This window comes from Amphibacillus sp. Q70 (assembly GCF_052055485.1).
Lineage (GTDB): Bacteria > Bacillota > Bacilli > Bacillales > Amphibacillaceae > Amphibacillus.
Genome location: NZ_CP197171.1, coordinates 1,834,636 through 1,852,010, shown reverse-complemented (window position 1 = coordinate 1,852,010; position 17,375 = coordinate 1,834,636). Strand labels below are relative to the sequence as shown.

General features: G+C 35.6%; 20 protein-coding genes and 1 pseudogene. All 21 read right to left on the bottom strand.

What is annotated here, in order from left to right:
* Window positions 1-3: 3 nt before the first annotated feature.
* A complete protein-coding gene (locus ACS127_RS08270; RefSeq protein ID WP_440897946.1) occupies window positions 4-690 on the bottom strand; it encodes a YwmB family TATA-box binding protein in 687 nt (228 codons plus the stop codon).
* A 516-nt stretch (window positions 691-1,206) separates the two neighbouring features.
* Window positions 1,207-1,440, bottom strand: a complete 234-nt coding sequence (locus tag ACS127_RS08265; protein WP_440897945.1) for a DUF1146 family protein — start codon at window positions 1,438-1,440, stop codon at window positions 1,207-1,209.
* A gap of 365 nt (window positions 1,441-1,805) precedes the next feature.
* Window positions 1,806-2,213: a F0F1 ATP synthase subunit epsilon gene (locus tag ACS127_RS08260; RefSeq protein WP_440897944.1), complete on the bottom strand. Its 408-nt coding sequence runs from the start codon at window positions 2,211-2,213 to the stop codon at window positions 1,806-1,808.
* Between the two features lie 28 nt (window positions 2,214-2,241).
* Window positions 2,242-3,636 carry a F0F1 ATP synthase subunit beta gene (gene atpD / locus ACS127_RS08255; protein ID WP_440897943.1) on the bottom strand — a complete coding sequence of 465 codons (1,395 nt, stop codon included), beginning with the start codon at window positions 3,634-3,636 and terminating at the stop codon, window positions 2,242-2,244.
* A 104-nt stretch (window positions 3,637-3,740) separates the two neighbouring features.
* A complete protein-coding gene (atpG, locus tag ACS127_RS08250) occupies window positions 3,741-4,619 on the bottom strand; it encodes an ATP synthase F1 subunit gamma (protein ID WP_440897942.1) in 879 nt (292 codons plus the stop codon).
* Window positions 4,620-4,642: 23 nt separating this feature from the next.
* Window positions 4,643-6,151: a F0F1 ATP synthase subunit alpha gene (gene atpA, locus ACS127_RS08245; RefSeq protein ID WP_440897941.1), complete on the bottom strand. Its 1,509-nt coding sequence runs from the start codon at window positions 6,149-6,151 to the stop codon at window positions 4,643-4,645.
* A gap of 15 nt (window positions 6,152-6,166) precedes the next feature.
* On the bottom strand, window positions 6,167-6,712 hold the full coding sequence (locus ACS127_RS08240) for a F0F1 ATP synthase subunit delta (protein WP_440897940.1): 546 nt from the start codon (window positions 6,710-6,712) through the stop codon (window positions 6,167-6,169).
* Entirely contained in the window at window positions 6,709-7,227 is a 519-nt protein-coding gene (gene atpF, locus ACS127_RS08235; RefSeq protein WP_440897939.1) for a F0F1 ATP synthase subunit B, read from the bottom strand. The genes ACS127_RS08240 and atpF overlap by 4 nt, the downstream gene beginning before the upstream one ends.
* 47 nt (window positions 7,228-7,274) lie before the next feature.
* Entirely contained in the window at window positions 7,275-7,481 is a 207-nt protein-coding gene (gene atpE / locus ACS127_RS08230) for a F0F1 ATP synthase subunit C (protein ID WP_440897938.1), read from the bottom strand.
* A 25-nt stretch (window positions 7,482-7,506) separates the two neighbouring features.
* Entirely contained in the window at window positions 7,507-8,229 is a 723-nt protein-coding gene (atpB, locus tag ACS127_RS08225) for a F0F1 ATP synthase subunit A (RefSeq protein WP_440897937.1), read from the bottom strand.
* A gap of 87 nt (window positions 8,230-8,316) precedes the next feature.
* Window positions 8,317-8,685, bottom strand: a complete 369-nt coding sequence (locus ACS127_RS08220; RefSeq protein ID WP_440897936.1) for an ATP synthase subunit I — start codon at window positions 8,683-8,685, stop codon at window positions 8,317-8,319.
* 105 nt (window positions 8,686-8,790) lie between these two features.
* Window positions 8,791-10,953 carry a S8 family serine peptidase gene (locus ACS127_RS08215; RefSeq protein WP_440897935.1) on the bottom strand — a complete coding sequence of 721 codons (2,163 nt, stop codon included), beginning with the start codon at window positions 10,951-10,953 and terminating at the stop codon, window positions 8,791-8,793.
* A 283-nt stretch (window positions 10,954-11,236) separates the two neighbouring features.
* Window positions 11,237-11,419 (bottom strand): hypothetical protein, encoded by a 183-nt coding sequence (locus ACS127_RS08210; protein WP_440897934.1) that lies wholly within the window; start codon window positions 11,417-11,419, stop codon window positions 11,237-11,239.
* A 130-nt stretch (window positions 11,420-11,549) separates the two neighbouring features.
* Entirely contained in the window at window positions 11,550-12,239 is a 690-nt protein-coding gene (gene alsE, locus ACS127_RS08205) for a D-allulose 6-phosphate 3-epimerase (RefSeq protein WP_440897933.1), read from the bottom strand.
* A gap of 95 nt (window positions 12,240-12,334) precedes the next feature.
* Window positions 12,335-12,454 (bottom strand): annotated as a pseudogene (locus ACS127_RS08200) (fructose-6-phosphate aldolase); the annotation flags it as partial.
* A 22-nt stretch (window positions 12,455-12,476) separates the two neighbouring features.
* The gene (locus ACS127_RS08195; RefSeq protein ID WP_440897932.1) at window positions 12,477-13,580 is read right to left on the bottom strand and encodes a PTS fructose transporter subunit IIC; all 1,104 of its coding nucleotides are present in this window, start codon (window positions 13,578-13,580) and stop codon (window positions 12,477-12,479) included.
* 736 nt (window positions 13,581-14,316) lie between these two features.
* Complete coding sequence (locus tag ACS127_RS08190; protein ID WP_440897931.1) at window positions 14,317-14,463, bottom strand: hypothetical protein; 147 nt, start codon at window positions 14,461-14,463, stop codon at window positions 14,317-14,319.
* An 18-nt stretch (window positions 14,464-14,481) separates the two neighbouring features.
* Window positions 14,482-14,934, bottom strand: a complete 453-nt coding sequence (locus ACS127_RS08185; RefSeq protein WP_440897930.1) for a fructose PTS transporter subunit IIA — start codon at window positions 14,932-14,934, stop codon at window positions 14,482-14,484.
* A gap of 27 nt (window positions 14,935-14,961) precedes the next feature.
* Window positions 14,962-15,279, bottom strand: a complete 318-nt coding sequence (locus tag ACS127_RS08180) for a PTS fructose transporter subunit IIB (protein WP_440897929.1) — start codon at window positions 15,277-15,279, stop codon at window positions 14,962-14,964.
* 13 nt (window positions 15,280-15,292) lie between these two features.
* A complete protein-coding gene (locus tag ACS127_RS08175; protein WP_440897928.1) occupies window positions 15,293-15,733 on the bottom strand; it encodes a PTS sugar transporter subunit IIA in 441 nt (146 codons plus the stop codon).
* On the bottom strand, window positions 15,723-17,216 hold the full coding sequence (locus tag ACS127_RS08170; protein ID WP_440897927.1) for a BglG family transcription antiterminator: 1,494 nt from the start codon (window positions 17,214-17,216) through the stop codon (window positions 15,723-15,725). Before ACS127_RS08170 ends, ACS127_RS08175 begins: the two co-directional genes overlap by 11 nt.
* Between the last annotated feature and the right edge of the window lie 159 nt (window positions 17,217-17,375).

The following is a 17,375-nucleotide window of genomic DNA, read 5'->3' as shown; positions in this document are numbered from 1 at the left end:
TCATTAGTATTCAGTCGTTAGGATTGGTGTGCCTACCATAAAGGTGATTTCACCATTCGATCCTTTTCGAGCTGAGATTTGCAAATTCATCTGTCCATTTTCTGTAGGTATCTTTTGACTAAATTTTGTTGAATAACCAGATATCACAATAAAATCAGGTTCCTCAAGTCTATCAATCTCTTCATATTTTAAATTTGTTTGTAATTTCTCAAAAAAATAACCACTTACAATCATATCATGTTCAGACAAACTAATACAAGCATAATCTTGCTTCTTATTTGTGTAAATAGTTCCAATGAATGATTTATATAAATTGTAATTTTCCTTGTTTTGAAATAACTTCACTACATTGCCTGATAATTGGTAGTTAACCGTCATTTCTCTTTTGTCACCTGTCTGAATAATTGTTACCTGTTCATTGAGATTTTGATTCAATTGGCGTTGATATTTTTCTAACTCCAAGTCTGAATCAGTCTGGTTTTTAGTGAAACCCGATTGAATGATATGCGTACGCAAGTCATCCAATTGTTCGAATTTAAAAGATTCTTTAATCGTTAGTTCACCATAATCAACTTGATAATGATGTTCCTCAGCAAAATGTAACAGCTCGTCTAAAGGTGTCTTTCCCTGAATTGGTAATAATAAATCTAACAAACTAAAGATAAGTAAACTATGAATTATTAATCGCATTATCATTTCTCCTCAATCATTTTAGTACTCAGTTTGACCGAAAAGAAAAGATATTATACGATCAGGTATTAGTAAACTTCCCTAATTTAACTAGAATTAACACCCAAATTTTAAATTTAGTATTTTTTTAGACTTCTAGAGGAGCAAAACACCGATCACACAATGATGTTATTGCGTTCATTTTTTCCACGATAGAGACGATAATCATTTAAAGAATATTTAGGATAGGACGAATAACCCACCATAAAAACTTCAGACCTAAATAAGCAAATTATCTATTCTTACGATGTCATTTCCTTAGTGCAATTACTCGCCCTACCAGAAATGCATAGTGTAAACTAAGGGCTTTCCTAATCACAACATTATCCTCTAATTTAGAGAACACCACAGCTTCATCTTCCCATTTATAGATATGGAGGACTCCATGACAATACACGATTATTTTATTGCCGCATTAGCAAAGCCTTCTTTGCTCATCTTGAATTTGTTCCCCTCTTCAATCAACTGTGAATTTGATCAAAATAAATAAAGAATTTGTTGAGTCCAATGGATTAAATCAATAAAAAAATGACTGACAGTTGAACCGATTGCTATCGTTAAAAAAATAGTAACAACCCGTGCTTCAAAAATACGGTTTTTCTTAAATATTTCATCTAATCTGACCGCCTGTAACACCTGCCATGTGATAATCATAAAAATTATATGTGAAGCTATGTTCATAAATGCCTGTACCCCAAGTTCCTGAATCATGTGAATCCTCCTAGAATTTTTATAATTTCCCGGGAAATATAATTTATCATGTCGAATATCCTTGTCAAATACGCCTAGATTTTGGTTTCTAAAGGGATCGTCCCCAAAACAACAGAAGTCAATTACCCCAGTATTGTGTTGTCTAAGCTAACTTAAATGGAAATAGATGACGTAAATGCTTCGTTACCTTCCTTAACGCAGTCACTTGCCCTATCTGAGTAAATAGTTTGTGAAAAATTAAGTATGTCGTGATTGAAATTTTATCGTTAAGATATCAGGAATTGATCAATCATTTTAGACAAACTAAAAATTGACTCATTAAAAAAACTTTAACATAGCTTTTAACCATGTTAAAGTTTTTCATATTAATCATTTCCGCTAACAACATTTAAACGATTTATGGCTCGTTTTAATGCAAGTTCGGCACGGCGAAAATCAACTTGATCACGTTTTTGTTGAATACGGCGCTGAGCACGCTCTTTTGCCTTTTGTGCACGTTGAACATCTATTTTAGCCGGTGTCTCTGCTGATTGAGCAAGTAGGGTTACATGATCTCGATCGACTTCAATAAAACCACCACCAATGGCCACCCTCATCGATTCATTATTTGTTTTTAATCGAGCGGAACTAATGATCAACGGTGCTATTAAAGGTGCGTGGCCAGGTAAAATGCCTAACTCATGGTTTATCGAATGGACAACAACCATGTCAAATTTGTCTTTTACGATTAAACCGTCTGGCGTAACAACTTCTACCGTAAGTTTTTTTGTCATTTAACCCCTCCTCGTGGTTAGAGCAATACTAATCAGCTAATCCCATCGCTTTTTCCACTACATCATCAATCGTTCCAACTAGACGGAAAGCATCCTCTGGTAAGTCATCATATTTACCTTCTAGAATTTCCTTAAACCCACGAATGGTTTCTTTAACAGGAACATAGGCACCGGGTTGATCGGTAAATTGTTCTGCAACATGGAAGTTTTGTGATAAGAAAAACTGAATTCGACGGGCACGGGCAACAATCACTTTATCATGATCTGACAGCTCATCCATTCCTAAAATGGCGATAATATCTTGCAGCTCACGATAACGTTGTAAAACTTGTTGAACATTTCGAGCTACCTTATAGTGCTCTTCACCAACGACATTTGGATCAAGTGCTCGAGAGCTTGAACTCAATGGATCAACAGCCGGATAAATACCTTGTTCTGATAGTTTCCGATCAAGGCTGGTTGTTGCATCCAAGTGGGTAAATGTTGTTGCTGGTGCTGGATCCGTATAATCATCAGCTGGAACATAAATAGCCTGAATCGATGTGACTGATCCTTGGGTTGTCGATGTAATTCGTTCTTGTAATCGCCCCATCTCTGTTGCCAACGTTGGTTGATACCCAACCGCAGATGGCATCCGGCCTAATAATGCTGATACTTCAGAACCTGCTTGGGTAAAGCGAAAAATATTGTCAATAAACAGCAAAACATCTTGACGTTGTTTATCACGGAAATACTCAGCCATTGTCAAACCAGTTAAAGCTACTCGCATTCGTGCTCCTGGGGGTTCATTCATTTGACCAAAAACCATGGCTGTTTTTTCAATAACGCCTGAATCCTTCATTTCAAAATAAAGGTCATTTCCTTCTCGAGTACGTTCTCCTACACCAGCGAACACGGAGATTCCTCCATGCTCTAAGGCAATATTATTGATCAATTCTTGGATTAAAACTGTTTTCCCAACACCTGCTCCGCCAAACAATCCAATTTTACCACCCTTAATATAGGGAGCTAATAAATCAACAACTTTAATACCTGTCTCTAGAATTTCGGTTTCTGTTGATAATTTCCGGAATTCTGGTGCTGAACGATGGATAGGTAAACGCTTGGTATTTTCAGCAATTGGTGCTTTACCATCAATTTCTTGACCCAACACATTAAAAATTCGTCCAAGTGTTGCTTCACCTACTGGGACTTTAATCGGAGATCCCGTATTTATGACCTCATCGCCACGTTTAATTCCCTCTGTTGCCAACATCGCAATTGTTCTTACTTTATGATCTCCAAGATGTAAAACAACTTCAAGGGTAATCTTATTTTCATTTGTAGTCACAATTAAGGCATCATTTATTTTCGGTAATTCATCGACCGTAAATTTGACATCAATGACGGGACCGACAACTTGTGTGACATATCCTTTGCTCATCGAAAATTCCTCCTATACCGATCAAAGTGAATCCATATACTCTAACATCTCATCCACTCAAGTTCATTTCCTTTTCTTATAACTCTATCGTTGTTAATCAATAATCATTGTTCATTGGCATTCGATCCACTGATAATTTCGGTTAATTCTTGTGTGATTTTTGCCTGTCGAGCACGATTGTATTGTAATCTTAAGTCGGATATCATTTCATCGGCATTGTCTGTTGCACTTCTCATCGCATTCATTCGAGATGCATTTTCACTTGCTTTACTTTCAAGAAATGCATTATAAATTAAGCTTTCTGCATACTCTGGTAATAATGATTTCAAAATTTGATCTTCATCGGGTTCAAAGATAAATTCACTGTATTTAGCCTTTTGAACCTCTTCAACATCCTCTTCGCTAATTAATGGCAAGATTTTTTTCACCTTTACTTCTTGTGTCATCGCAGTGATAAAATAGTTATAGATCAGCTCTAATTGATCGAATTCACCATCAACAAAATGTTGTACCGTCTCAAAAGTAAAATCTTCTAAGTCGCTAAAGTATGGGCGATCTGGCAAATCAGTTACTGCTCGTAAAACGGGCATATCCCGATTTTTAAAATAATCTCGTCCTATACTTCCAATCACAATAATTGTGTACTCCTTCTTCGATTGATGTCGTTCGGTAATGAGCTCCTCCACACGACGTAATACATGACTATTAAAAGGACCAGCCAAGCCTCGATCAGAAGTAATGACAAAGTAAGCAACCTTTTTTACTTTGCGTGGAATCAAAATAGGATGCTTATGATCGCCATAGCTTTCAACAATATGATGAACGATTTGATCAATCTTTTGAGCATATTGAATAAATGCATCATTTGCTAATTCTGATTTTCCTAATTTAGAAGTCGCAACCATATGCATCGCATTGGTAATTTGTTTTGTCTTTTCAGTCGATTGAATTCGTTGTTGGATCTCTCTTAATGAACGACTCATCACTCATCCTCCTTTACTACCGTTTAGGCTGAAACAACAAATTGTTTCGAGAATGATTTAATTGCTTCTTCCATTTTTTTAGGTTCAGCTAACTCTTTTGTCTCACTAATTTGGACTAATAATTCTGGATAAGCCCCATCTAAATAATTATAAAATTCTGTTTCAAAACGAGTGATATCTTCAACAGGGATCTCATCTAAGAAACCATGAATTAAAGCATAGATGATCATCACTTGTTTTTCCATCCTAATAGGCTGATGAAGTCCTTGTTTTAAAACTTCAACGGTTCGTTCACCTCGATTTAATTTATTCAGAGTCGCACGATCCAAATCTGAACCAAATTGAGCAAAGGATTCTAATTCACGATATGAGGCTAAATCTAGCCTCAAGGTTCCTGCTACCTTTTTCATTGCTTTCGTCTGTGCTGATCCACCAACACGTGATACTGACAAGCCTGGATTAATTGCAGGTCGCACCCCAGCATAAAATAGATCCGACTGTAGAAAAATCTGTCCGTCGGTTATTGAAATAACGTTTGTTGGGATGTAAGCAGAAATATCACCTGCTTGTGTTTCAACAAATGGTATGGCAGTTAATGAGCCGCCACCAAGTTCATCATTTAATTTTGCGGCTCTTTCTAATAGACGAGAATGCAAATAAAAAACATCCCCTGGATAAGCTTCACGTCCAGGTGGTCGCTTTAATAATAAAGATAGTTCTCGATAAGCAGCAGCTTGTTTGGATAGATCATCGTAAACAACTAAAACATGCTTACCGTTATACATAAATTCCTCACCCATTGCGATCCCCGCATAGGGTGCTAAGTATTGCATCGGTGCTGGGGCTGAGGCACCAGCATTAACAACAATTGTATAGTCTGAGGCACCATGGTGGCGAAATGTTTCAACTGTTGATCTAACCGTTGAATCCTTTTGACCAATGGCAATGTAAATACAAATCATATCTTGATCTTTTTGATTTAAAATAGTATCAACCGCAACGGTTGTTTTTCCTGTTTGACGATCACCAATAATTAATTCACGCTGTCCACGACCAATTGGAACAAGTGAATCAATGGCTTTTATACCCGTTTGAAGGGGTTCATGGATTGACTTTCTATCCATTACACCAGGTGCCGGTGCTTCAATTGGACGAGTCTTTTGTGTTTTAATGGGACCTCTCCCATCAATAGGTTGACCCAGTGAATTCACAACTCGACCAATCAATTCATCTCCTACAGGAACCTCCATGATTTCGCCTGTACGTCGAACCTCATCGCCTTCAACAATTGACAGTTGAGAACCTAAAATAACGACACCTACTCGATCTTCTTGTAGACTTTGAACTAAACCCATCGTTCCATCAAAAAATTCAACAAGTTCTCCCAGCATTACCTGATTTAAACCATAAATTTGTGCGATACCATCACCAGTTTCAATTACGGTCCCAATATCATGAACTTGATCATCATTTTGATAATATTTAATTTGTTTCTTAATTAAAGCACTTAACTCTTCAGCTTTTATGTCCATGTCATTGACCCCCTGTCACCTTTTATACAATGGAACAAACTCACGTTTCATGTGTTGAATTCGCCCTTGAATAGATGCATCGTATATTTGCTGATTAACAATAATTTTAAAACCTCCAAGTACATCTGGATCAATTATATTTGTTAGTTTCAATTTTTGATAACCAAACTTACCTGCAAATTTATCTTCCACCTCACGCTTTTCCTCCTCAGGTAAAGGTAAGGTTGTGTAAATTGCTCCAACTGCTATCTGCTGACCTTGATTGAAGAGTACTTGGTAATATTCAATCATGAATTCAACATTTTCTTCAGCATGATGTTCAACCATTATCAGTAAGGTTTTGACTACTTCTGCTGAAAAACTTGTAAAACTTGATTTGATAATTCGAGCACGATTTAACCAATTTGTTGGATTTTGTAAAAATTTAACCAAATCAGACTCCGAAGTAAACACTTGTCGAATAATTTTCAATTCTCGATCAATCATTTGCTCCCGGCCCTTTTCTTTTGCTACTTCATAGAGAGCTTCTGCATAACGTCGGGCCTGTAATCGATTTTTCATGTCCAATCGTCTCCTATATTTTTAAGACGTTCTTCAACCAGACGTTTCTGATCCTCTGGGCTCATTTCTTTTTGAATAATGTCCATCGCTATTTGGAAGGCAATCTTAGTGACTTCCTCTTGCATATCTTGGAGCACTTCATGACGCTCAATTTCCACTTCTTCTTCCGCATCTTGCTTCATTTTCTTGGCTACTAAGCGGGCTTCTGCAATAATTTCTTCTTCTAAACTTGTTGCTGATTGTCTTGCATTAATAACAATTGATTTTGCTTCTTGACGAGCTTTCTCTAATCTTTCATCGGCTTCTTTAATCGATTTTTCTGCTCGAATTCTCTTTTCCTCTGCAGATTCAAGCTCAGTGGCAACAAAATGTTCACGCTCTTCCATGACTTTAATCAAGGGTCCCCAAGCAAAGCGTTTTAAAAGAAACATTAGAATACTAAAACTTAATAACGTCACGATAATGTCTCCAACATGTAAGCCACCGACTGTTACACCCATCACAAATGGACTCACCTTCTCCACTCCTTCCTATCAAACAACTACTGGAATCCTAGGTTTAGCTATAAAATCATAAACGCAACAACGACTGCAAGAATCGGGATCGCCTCAACAAGGGCAATACCAATCAACATAACTGTTTGAAGTGGACCACGCAATTCAGGCTGACGAGAAATTCCTTCGATTGTACTTTTAACGATAATACTGTTGGCGAAACTCGCGCCAATTGCTGAAAAACTTACGGCAATAGCTGCTGCTAAAGCTTCCATGTTATTTCCTCCTTAAAATTACCTTCTATTTTTCTTCTACTTTGTGTGACATGTATACCATCGATAAAGTGGTAAAAATAAAAGCTTGAATAGCTCCAATAAATAAACTAAATCCTTGCCACAATACCATTGGAATTAAAGAACCAATAAATGCAAATGGCAATGAAATAAAAGCCATTTGAGCAATTAACCCTAATAAAATTTCACCGGCAAATATATTACCATAGAGACGGAAACCAAGCGTCATTGTATTTGTAAATTCTTCAATCAATTTAAATGGTAGGATGAATGAAACTGGCTGAACAAAACTTTTAGCATATTTTCTGCCACCCCTCATTTTGACACCATAATAATTGGTCATAATAATCACAAATCCGGCTAGCGTTAATGAAACACCCGCATCAGCTGTTGGTGATTTCCACCATGTGTTACCGTCATATGCTCCGATAGCAATAACACCCAGAACGTTACTGACAAAAATAAAGGTAATCAGTGTTAATGCTAAGGGTAAAAAAAGCTTTCCTGTTCGCCAATCCATTGAATCATTAATAATTTTCTTAACAAAATCAACAATCCATTCGACAAAATTTTGAACACCAGTAGGCTTCATTTTTAAATTTCTTGTCGCTAATACAGCAACAATAAATACAATGATACATGAAACAACCACCATCAAAACATTAGACGCATTAAAGCTTAGCCACGGTATACCTAAAAACTCCTCAACGATTGGAGCACCATGGTCCATTTATTTCACCTCTTTTCACTTATTAACTGGATCACTTCGTGGACGAATAAATTCTAACGACATCGAACCTATCTTTCTGCTGAAACCTTATCCTCCCCAACGAGGAACTAACGATTCAAACAAAATAACAACATACTTGGACATCAATCCGATAACAAGTGCATACCCATTCACTTCTAGGTCAAAAAATCTGACTAAAGTAACGACAAGAAGAGCTGAACCAATTCGAAAAATTGTTCCAGCCGCGGCATGCCCTTTATTCTCTATCGCAACATGGCCCATTTGATCTACTTGCCGTTGTAATAGTAATAAATTTGCATAACTTGTTATACTCCCTAGTAATAAGCCAAGCCATATTCGATTGCCTAGTGTGAATAATGTACCACTGATCATGATCAACAAAACAATTCGAAGCCATTTCCGCTGTCGCTGAGCGACTTTTTGATAGTCATCCATCCTGGTACCTCCACACTAAACGCATTATACTCCTTTTTTGCGTAATTATCTACAGTATATCACTTCACTTATTAAAAAAAATATTTATAGTCAGTAAGCATACTATTAGTATGGGAAAATTTGTTGGAAATAGTCTGTTTGCTGATCTTTCTCAACAGCGACATTCATCAAATAATATTCTTTTGGTTCAATCACTGATAGGTCTAATTCTGCTTCAAGTAAACCAGCTTCAACTTCTTCCTGAATAAAAAGTTGCCCCAAATAGGTAAAGGTCACTGGATCATATAAGTCAATCGTTACTCGTTCACTTGCTTCAGCTAACTGCAGTCGAACATGGTATATTTGTTCCTCTTTTAAACTCGGTTCGATTTCAAAACCTGCAATTTTCGGGAATGAAGCCGTTTGATTGACGAATAAATAAGGCAACTGATAAGGTTCAGCATTTATATTGACCGTTAAATAATCTTGATGTACACCAGATTCTAACTGATCTGGTCTAATTGTCAAGGATATTTCCATTTCACTTGATTCACTTGGTGCAATGGTTTCCGATTCAGGTAATGTCCATCTAACGCCCTGTTCAATAAATGGCCGATCAAATTGAATGGCTAGAGGTTGATCCGATAGGTTTGTTAGCTTTAACTGATGTGTGCGTTGCTCAACTCTCTCATCCATCCACCCCAAATTTAATAATGAATGTTCAATTATAACTGGTGTTTCCAAAGCCGCCTGTAGATCAACTTCTCCCATCCCCTGTTCGACTGGTTTTTGATCTGGTAAATATTCCGATTGTGTGAGTAAGGCCGCTTTTAGCTGAGCAGGTGACCAATCAGGATAGGCTTCTTTTAAAACAGCAAGTACACCTGTGACATACGGTGCCGCCATGCTCGTCCCTTGTAAACTTGCATAACCATCCGGTACAGTACTGATAATATCCACACCAGGCGCAACAATTTCCGGCTTTATTTTCCAATTTGCTGTAACCGGTCCTCGTGAACTAAATGGAGCGATCTCATTATCACGATTAAGATAAGTCGTGCTCAACCACAGATTGGGTTGATCCTGAAGTTGTGCCAGTAACCATTCTCCATCTTCACGCGAGATAAACGCAGCTGGAGTGCTTGTACTTGATTCCATTCCTGCTTCAATTGGTGTATCACTATCATTATAAATCAGCACAGCTCGGGCATTTGCTTTCTCGGCTTGAAGCATTTTTTCTTGGAAAGAAATCTCACCACGTTGGAATAGAACAATCTGACCTGTCGCATCTGGTATCGGTTCTGTGCCTAGACCACCTGATACAATTGGGTAATCACGGCTGAGATTCCATTCACTCGCATTGGCAATTGGGCTGAGTGAAATGGTCTTATTTTCTATCGGCTCTAGTAGCATCGGCTCTTGATAGGGTTGTGTCGAAGCACCTACAGAAATAGCGTCAGTCGCTGTTGCGGGTGAACCGACTGTCCAATCATCAGGACCTTCATTTCCATTAGCAATAACAATTGAAACACCTTGGTCAATCGCACGATCAACCGCAACACTTGTTGGATAATCTGGTCCGTTGACGTGGTTTCCAAGTGAAAGATTAATAATATCCATCCCATCGTTAACTGCTTTTTCTAAAGCAGCGATAACTTGGACAGACGTCCCCGATCCCCCGGGACCAAGTGCACGATAACTGTAGATCTCTGCGTCAGGCGCAACACCTTGATGGACTCCATTTGCAGCGATAATTCCCGCAACATGTGTACCATGAATCGTTGGCATACCTTGCTCAGGCGTTGTTTCCATTGGATCATCATCAAAATCCACAAGATCATAGCCACCTTGATAATTCATTTGAAGATCTGGATGGTTGTAATCAATACCTGTATCAATCACTCCTATTTTAATTCCTTTTCCAGTATAAGGAGATTGCTCTTCATCTTTTGAAGCAGGCAAATCAGCTGTTTCGATCAACTGAAGATTTTCTGGTGTAACAGAATAGGTCATAATTGGATAAGCCTGCTTAACTTCTTCATTCTCAATAATTCGTTCCAGTTGATTTGTTTTCCCTTCAATGGCAATTCCATTAAATAGGGTATCAAATCGTTCCAGAATTTGAACGGTCGGAAAATCACGGGTCAGTTCCTCCTCAAACGCTAAGGATGAGGTATGTAGTTCAATTAATAATCTCTTTTGCTGGTTAGGGGAACTAGCAAATATATTTGAAGTTAATGTGATCATCAGGATGGAGATTAAGAGGCAGATTGGAAAAATTCGTTTCATTATTCAGTCTCCCTTTTTAAAAAATAGTATGTGTCTGGGAGCACAAAATCATGCATTTTAATAAATGATCTGTAAATTTTTTGTTTTGATTAAAGAAGGATTAATGAGAAAATCATGTATAGCAATCAGAGTGACATCTTCTATAATATTAATAAAGTCCATTGGAACTACTGATTTTAAAGCCTCTGTTTTAATGGTTTAACATTAATTCTGCATAAACATTATGGCCTCAAAAGTATTTACTATCCCACTGACGGAAACTATCCAAATCATGCATCGTTACTTAATAACCTGCAAGGTGAAGTAATCCATATAGCAATGTAGAACTATGGCCTGTAAATAGTATGAAACAATCACGGTCTAGCCAATTACATGATGTGACTGGATGCTTTGTCCATGATGCATACACCACAGGTGTAACTTCTATTAGTAATCCAAGGTGCCAGAGTTTACTTTTGCACGGCATCTATATTCAAGGTACGCAATGTATCTACACCAAGTTGGTCAACTCTATCAAATATATATTTCTCTCCAAAAAAAAAGAGGCTTTTAAAACAATCTGCTATGCAAATTCTTATAATAGCCTCTTTAAATTTTTATCCTAATACTTTCCCAGTCATTTCCTCATAATCATTACGCATGATTTCCCATGATTTTTCGATATCTTCAGCTAGTCCAAATAAACCACTGCGACCTACAATATAAATATCTGGACCAGCTCTATCAATTCTTTTAAATGATTTGCGATTAGATGAACCATCCATTTCAATAACGTATTGATACCCTTTCTCTTCTCTTAACTCCCTCAGTGCTACAATTTTATCTAATGTACTTTCAATAAAACGCTGCCCAGCAAATCCTGGATCAATTGTCATAATCGTAATTTTATCGACTAATTCAATATAAGGGAAAATCGCCTCAATCGGAGTTTCAGGATTTAATACTATACCAGCTTTTAAGCCAGCATCATGTATTTGATCAATTAACCGAAAGGCTAGCCCATCTAATACTTCTGCATGCATACAAATCCATTCACACTTCAGATCAATTAATTGTTGAACCCAAAAACTTGGATCTTTTACCATTAGATGAGCAGACATAGGTAAATCACTTATTTTTCGTACTTCTTCGATAAACCATGGTGATAATGTAATATTGGGAACATAATGCCCATCCATAATATCAATATGATAAGAATCTACATGGTTATTTAAAAAAGTGATTTGTTCGTTAAATTTATCTAAGTCCATCGTCATCAGTGATGGTGAGAATTCTACCTTTTTCATATTCTATTAATCCCCCCGTTTATTTACTATTAGATTGGGACTTATCTCAATGAGACTGGTCCCGATATTACTGAGCAAATTTCTTTGATGACTCACACAAAAGTTCTGCCTTCTATTGAAATGATCGTTGGATTTGTGGTCACTCCATCAACTAGTCCTAATTCATTAATCCGTTTAATTTCTTCGGCCATTGCAATACCCAGGAAAATTTTCACTCTAATTACCTTCACCTTTGTATTAGTAGACTTTAATATCATCTAAGTCAATATCTTCTTCTTCCACCTCTGTGTCTACACTCACTGTATCTTGAGATACATCTTTCTTGATTAAAGCCAAAGTCAATCCCGTTACCAAAATATTGACTAATAATGCTATAACTCCTGACATTGGATTAGACATGGTTGGTAACATTAGTACTCCTCCAAATGGTACTGTGGCATCAGCCCCTAACATCATAGATACTGCGCCACCTGCAGCTCCACCAACAGCTGTTGCAATCACACAACGAATGATATCATTCATAACAATTGGAATGACACCTTCCACAATATTAATAAAACCCATTGGGACTGCTGACTTTAAAGTTTCTGTCTCTAACGGTTTATAGATATTTTTCTTAAACAATTTTGCGATAAAGTATGCCAATCCAAAACCGATTGGTGTTGCAGTATTTACTAATTGCAATGCTGTAATTGGACCATTAATACCTTCTGCTTGCATGGTCAATACAAAAGCAAATACTGTTTTGTTAATTGGTCCACCATAGTCAACTCCACTTAATACACCTACAACGGAACCAAATACTAATAATGAAGAAGATCCTAAGTTATTTAGCGCATTTGTTAATAACGATGTTAACCCAGCAATGGGTGCACCAATAAGGTAAACCATGATTAAACCACCAATTATAGAGGTGAAAAATGGAATAATTAAAGTCGGCATTAATCCTTTCGCCCACTTAGGCACATTAAAATATTTTAAAATTGCTATGGCAAGGTAGCCTGACATAAATCCACCTAAAATTCCACCAATGAAGCCAGCTTCAATTGCATTAGCAGTTAAACCAATGATAAAACCTGGGGCTATCCCTGGCTTTCCAGCAATAGAATATGAAATCCCTGTCGCTATCACTACTGGTAATAAGCCTAAACCTGCCCCTCCCATTGTTGCTAAAGCATCCCAAATGGAAAATTCACCTTGTAATAATAAATCTTGACTGGTACCTCCAAATCCCATACCAATTGCTATTAAAAAACCTGCCCCACAAACAATTGGAATCAAATATGAAATTGCCGTTAATAAATGACCTTTAAGATTTAATTCTTTAAAAAATTTACTCATTTGCTATCCTCCTATACAGCTTCTTGGTTACTTTACACAGTAAATTTCTTTACTTTTTCATTCAGACAATTCTTCTCTTAATAATACTTTTACTCTTAGAATCGCTTGGGAGTCCTTGATGTTTTGTGTTAGCTATGAGGCTAGCTCTGTCTATCACAAAACATCTTACAGTTAATCCCCTCCTTTTCGTTAATAAAATATTCTCGTTTAGCTGGTGATTCAGTTTAGCTCAGGACAATTGCCTGTGGTCAATATCCTGATTTTTGTCCGATTTGTTCAAGACATTTATCCTAAAACAAAGTTGAACAATAGCATTTGGAATCTGGCTATACTGGTTGATAACTTTTTTACTTCTCTCAGTCAGATGTTCAATATCTTCTCTGCTAATTTCTCTTATCAATAAAGATTTCATTTTTTCATAATTCTCAATATAATGACTTTCAACTGTAAGGCTGTGATAAGTTCTTTTGAAATGATATGGTGGTGTAACTTGTTTCTTATATCACTCAATAAACATTTTTTAAGGAACCACTCCACAGCCAAGATTCAGTTGATTTCCCTTTATTAGCAAAATAATCAAGTATTCTTCTTGATATTCTTGTACTCGTTTGGCAATAGTCATTATAGAAAGATTAATCATACACCCTATTTATCTAAGTATTACCATATCTCGTTATCCAGCAATTAAATTAAACAATTTTACTCGCTCTTGTTTTCACTTTTAAATCGCTATAACTTATCTCTTTACCTTACTTAATTCTTTGTCAACTTCTGGATTAAAGTGTTGTAATTCCTCAATTTCTTTAACTGTTTCTATAATTAATTCTTCAATATACATGTGAGTAATCTCGATTGTTCGTGCTGTTGCCTCTACAATTTTCATCATATTCTCTCTTTCATGTTAATTGTTAAAGGCTTCTTTCACTTCTTCCTTTTTTTTAGCATGTAGTAATTTTTCAATCACTTCATCATTTCCTAATTTTCTTGCAAATAAAGATAATAATTTCAAATGATTTTGTACACCTTCATTGTCATTTCCAACAGCAAAAAGAATAATTCCTTTCACGCCATTTCCATCTAAAGTTTCCCACGGTATTTCTCCTTCATTAATACCAATAGCTACTCCTAATTTCTTTACAAAATTGCTCTTCCCATGAGGGATTGCAATGTAATTTCCGATTCCTGTTTGTCCTTCTACCTCTCTCGCATAAATATCTTTAATAAATCCTTCTATATCCGTGATATACTCATTTTCTAAAAGTAAATTCGCCAATTCCATTAATGCTTCCTCTTTACTTTTAGCACTCATATTTGTTTTGATGGTATTTATATCTAAAATATCTTTTACTTCCATACTTTTCCCCTCTACTTGAATAAAAGTTTATTGATTTTGTTTTGCCACTTCTTCCGCTTTTTTAATCAATTTATTCGGTGATTTTACAGCAACTTCTGTTGGTACTTGAATGGTTCGCTTACCTTCAAAACGCTCTTGTCCAGAAATTTTCACATCAGCTGCTAGAATAACAATATCTGCTTCCGCAATTTGTTCCGCTGTTAACTCATTTTCTATACCAATTGTTCCTTGTGTCTCCATATAAATTTGATGTCCTGCCTTCTTTCCGGCATTTTCTAGTTTTTCTTGTGCAATATATGTGTGAGCAATCCCTACTGTACAAGCCGCAACTCCTACAATTTTCATCATGTCTCCTCCTCTAAAATGTAATTATTTCTTTATAAAAACTTGATTGTTCTTCTACATTTAATAAACGCTCTAAATAATCTTCATCTGCTAAAGATCTCGTAAATAAAGAAATCCTTTTCTTAACTTCTTCTTGTTCACCTGTCTTCAATAAAATAATAATAATGAGTCGAATATCTTTTATATTGTTATCCCAAAACGATATGGGATTTGTTAATTTAAGGAATATAATTTGACTTTCCTTAATTAGATTACTTTCAATATGTGGTAACAAAACATGTTCAGCTATTAATGGACTTCCTACTTTTTCTCGTTCGTTCAATTGATCAATAATTGCTTGTCTTTTCTGATAAGAATGATTGGGACAAGCGATTGTTGAAACAAAATCATATACTTGCTCTTTCGTTTCTAAAGTATCATTGAAATAAACTTGATAAAATGAATTATCGTTCATGATAAATTTCCTCTATCTTTCTTTGAAGTCTCTTTTGATCATCCATTGTAAACATGGCACTGACTAATAAAGAATGAATATGTATTTTATCTTCAATATGAACTGTACTAAGCATTAGTTCCACATCTGCATATTTTTCTTTAAACATTTGTATATTTCGTGATGCTACGACATCAACAATTTCTAACTCAGGAAATTGTTTGGCTACTTTTGCTTTTAAAAGTTCTGAAGTTCCAATTCCTGTCGTGCACATGATAAGTATCTTTATAGGACGTTGATGCTGACTCGTCTCAATAATTTTTGCAAAGTAAAGGGTGATAAATCCATTTTCATCATCATTTATTACTGGTAAATTAAACTTTTTACTTACCAATTCAGATACTTTTGTTACGCCCGAAAATATTTCTTCATACGTAAGTTTAATTTGACTTAACAGACTGTTTTTAATTCGAATTTTATGTTCTAATCTATTCAGCATTGGTTTAATATGATTGGCTAAGTCTATGAAAATCGATTTATTCTCTATATTTATCCCTAATCTAGCACTCATTTCATCGATATATACTTTAGTCACTTGATTAACTTCTGAAGAAAAGGTTGATGTTTTACCAAAATCCCCTTGCATTCGTGATGACACCAAGTATTGATAAAGAAAATAAACCTCAATTTCTGGTAATATATTAGTTAAATATTGTTCAATATGGTTGATAGTCGATTTTGCCACCTGATATAAATTATTATTTCTTTTCATGTTTTCCATTTCTCTATGTGATACAGTATCGGTAAACAATAGAGTTGGATTTTTTCTTGAACGACTTAATAAGATATATAGATGTGAAAAGATATTTACATTGTAAGGATAAGGGATTGTTATATTTAAATCTTTTTCAATGTGTCTTAATTGATCTAATATAAACAAAACGTCATATTTGTTGAAATTAAGTTCTTGATTACTTTTTAAATCATCAAGATCAATAATGTTAAAAATTTCAATAATATCTTTAATTGCCTTTCTAATATTAATTTCTTCTCCTAATATAGCCAGCTTTCTATTCTTTCGTTCTAAAATTAAATTGTACTTTTTAAGTTCTTCACTCATGATTTGTTCGTCATTAGACACAGCTGAGTCTCCGACATAATAATGACTAAATAGGTGATAAATATTTATAGGTTTCGGAGAAGATATTAATAATTCTTCCATAATTCGTTTACGACGCTCATGAGGAGAAAAAACGTCTCCTGTGCATTTTTTATTCCTTTTTTGATAATTAATGAATTTTTCGTAATCTAGTTTATAACCCCTTCCTTTCTCAGAGATAATTAAGGAACCGTTTTCATATTCAGCATTAATTTCTTTAATTAAACGATATACTGTTTTTTGCGATGTATTTATTTTTTTGGCTATATCTACTGATGTAATGTAATCTTGACTTTTGGAAAGAAACAGTAACAGTTTTTGTTCACGATTATTTTTTGAACTCACAGTACCCCGCCTCCCCTTGTTATATTTATACTAACTCAATTTATAGAAAACGCTTCACTGAAAATTGACCGTTGCAATGGTCAATTTTCTGACATCCTTTAAAGCTTTTCTAAGATAATTGAAATTAATGTTACATATAATTTGAAAATTTTTCCATTT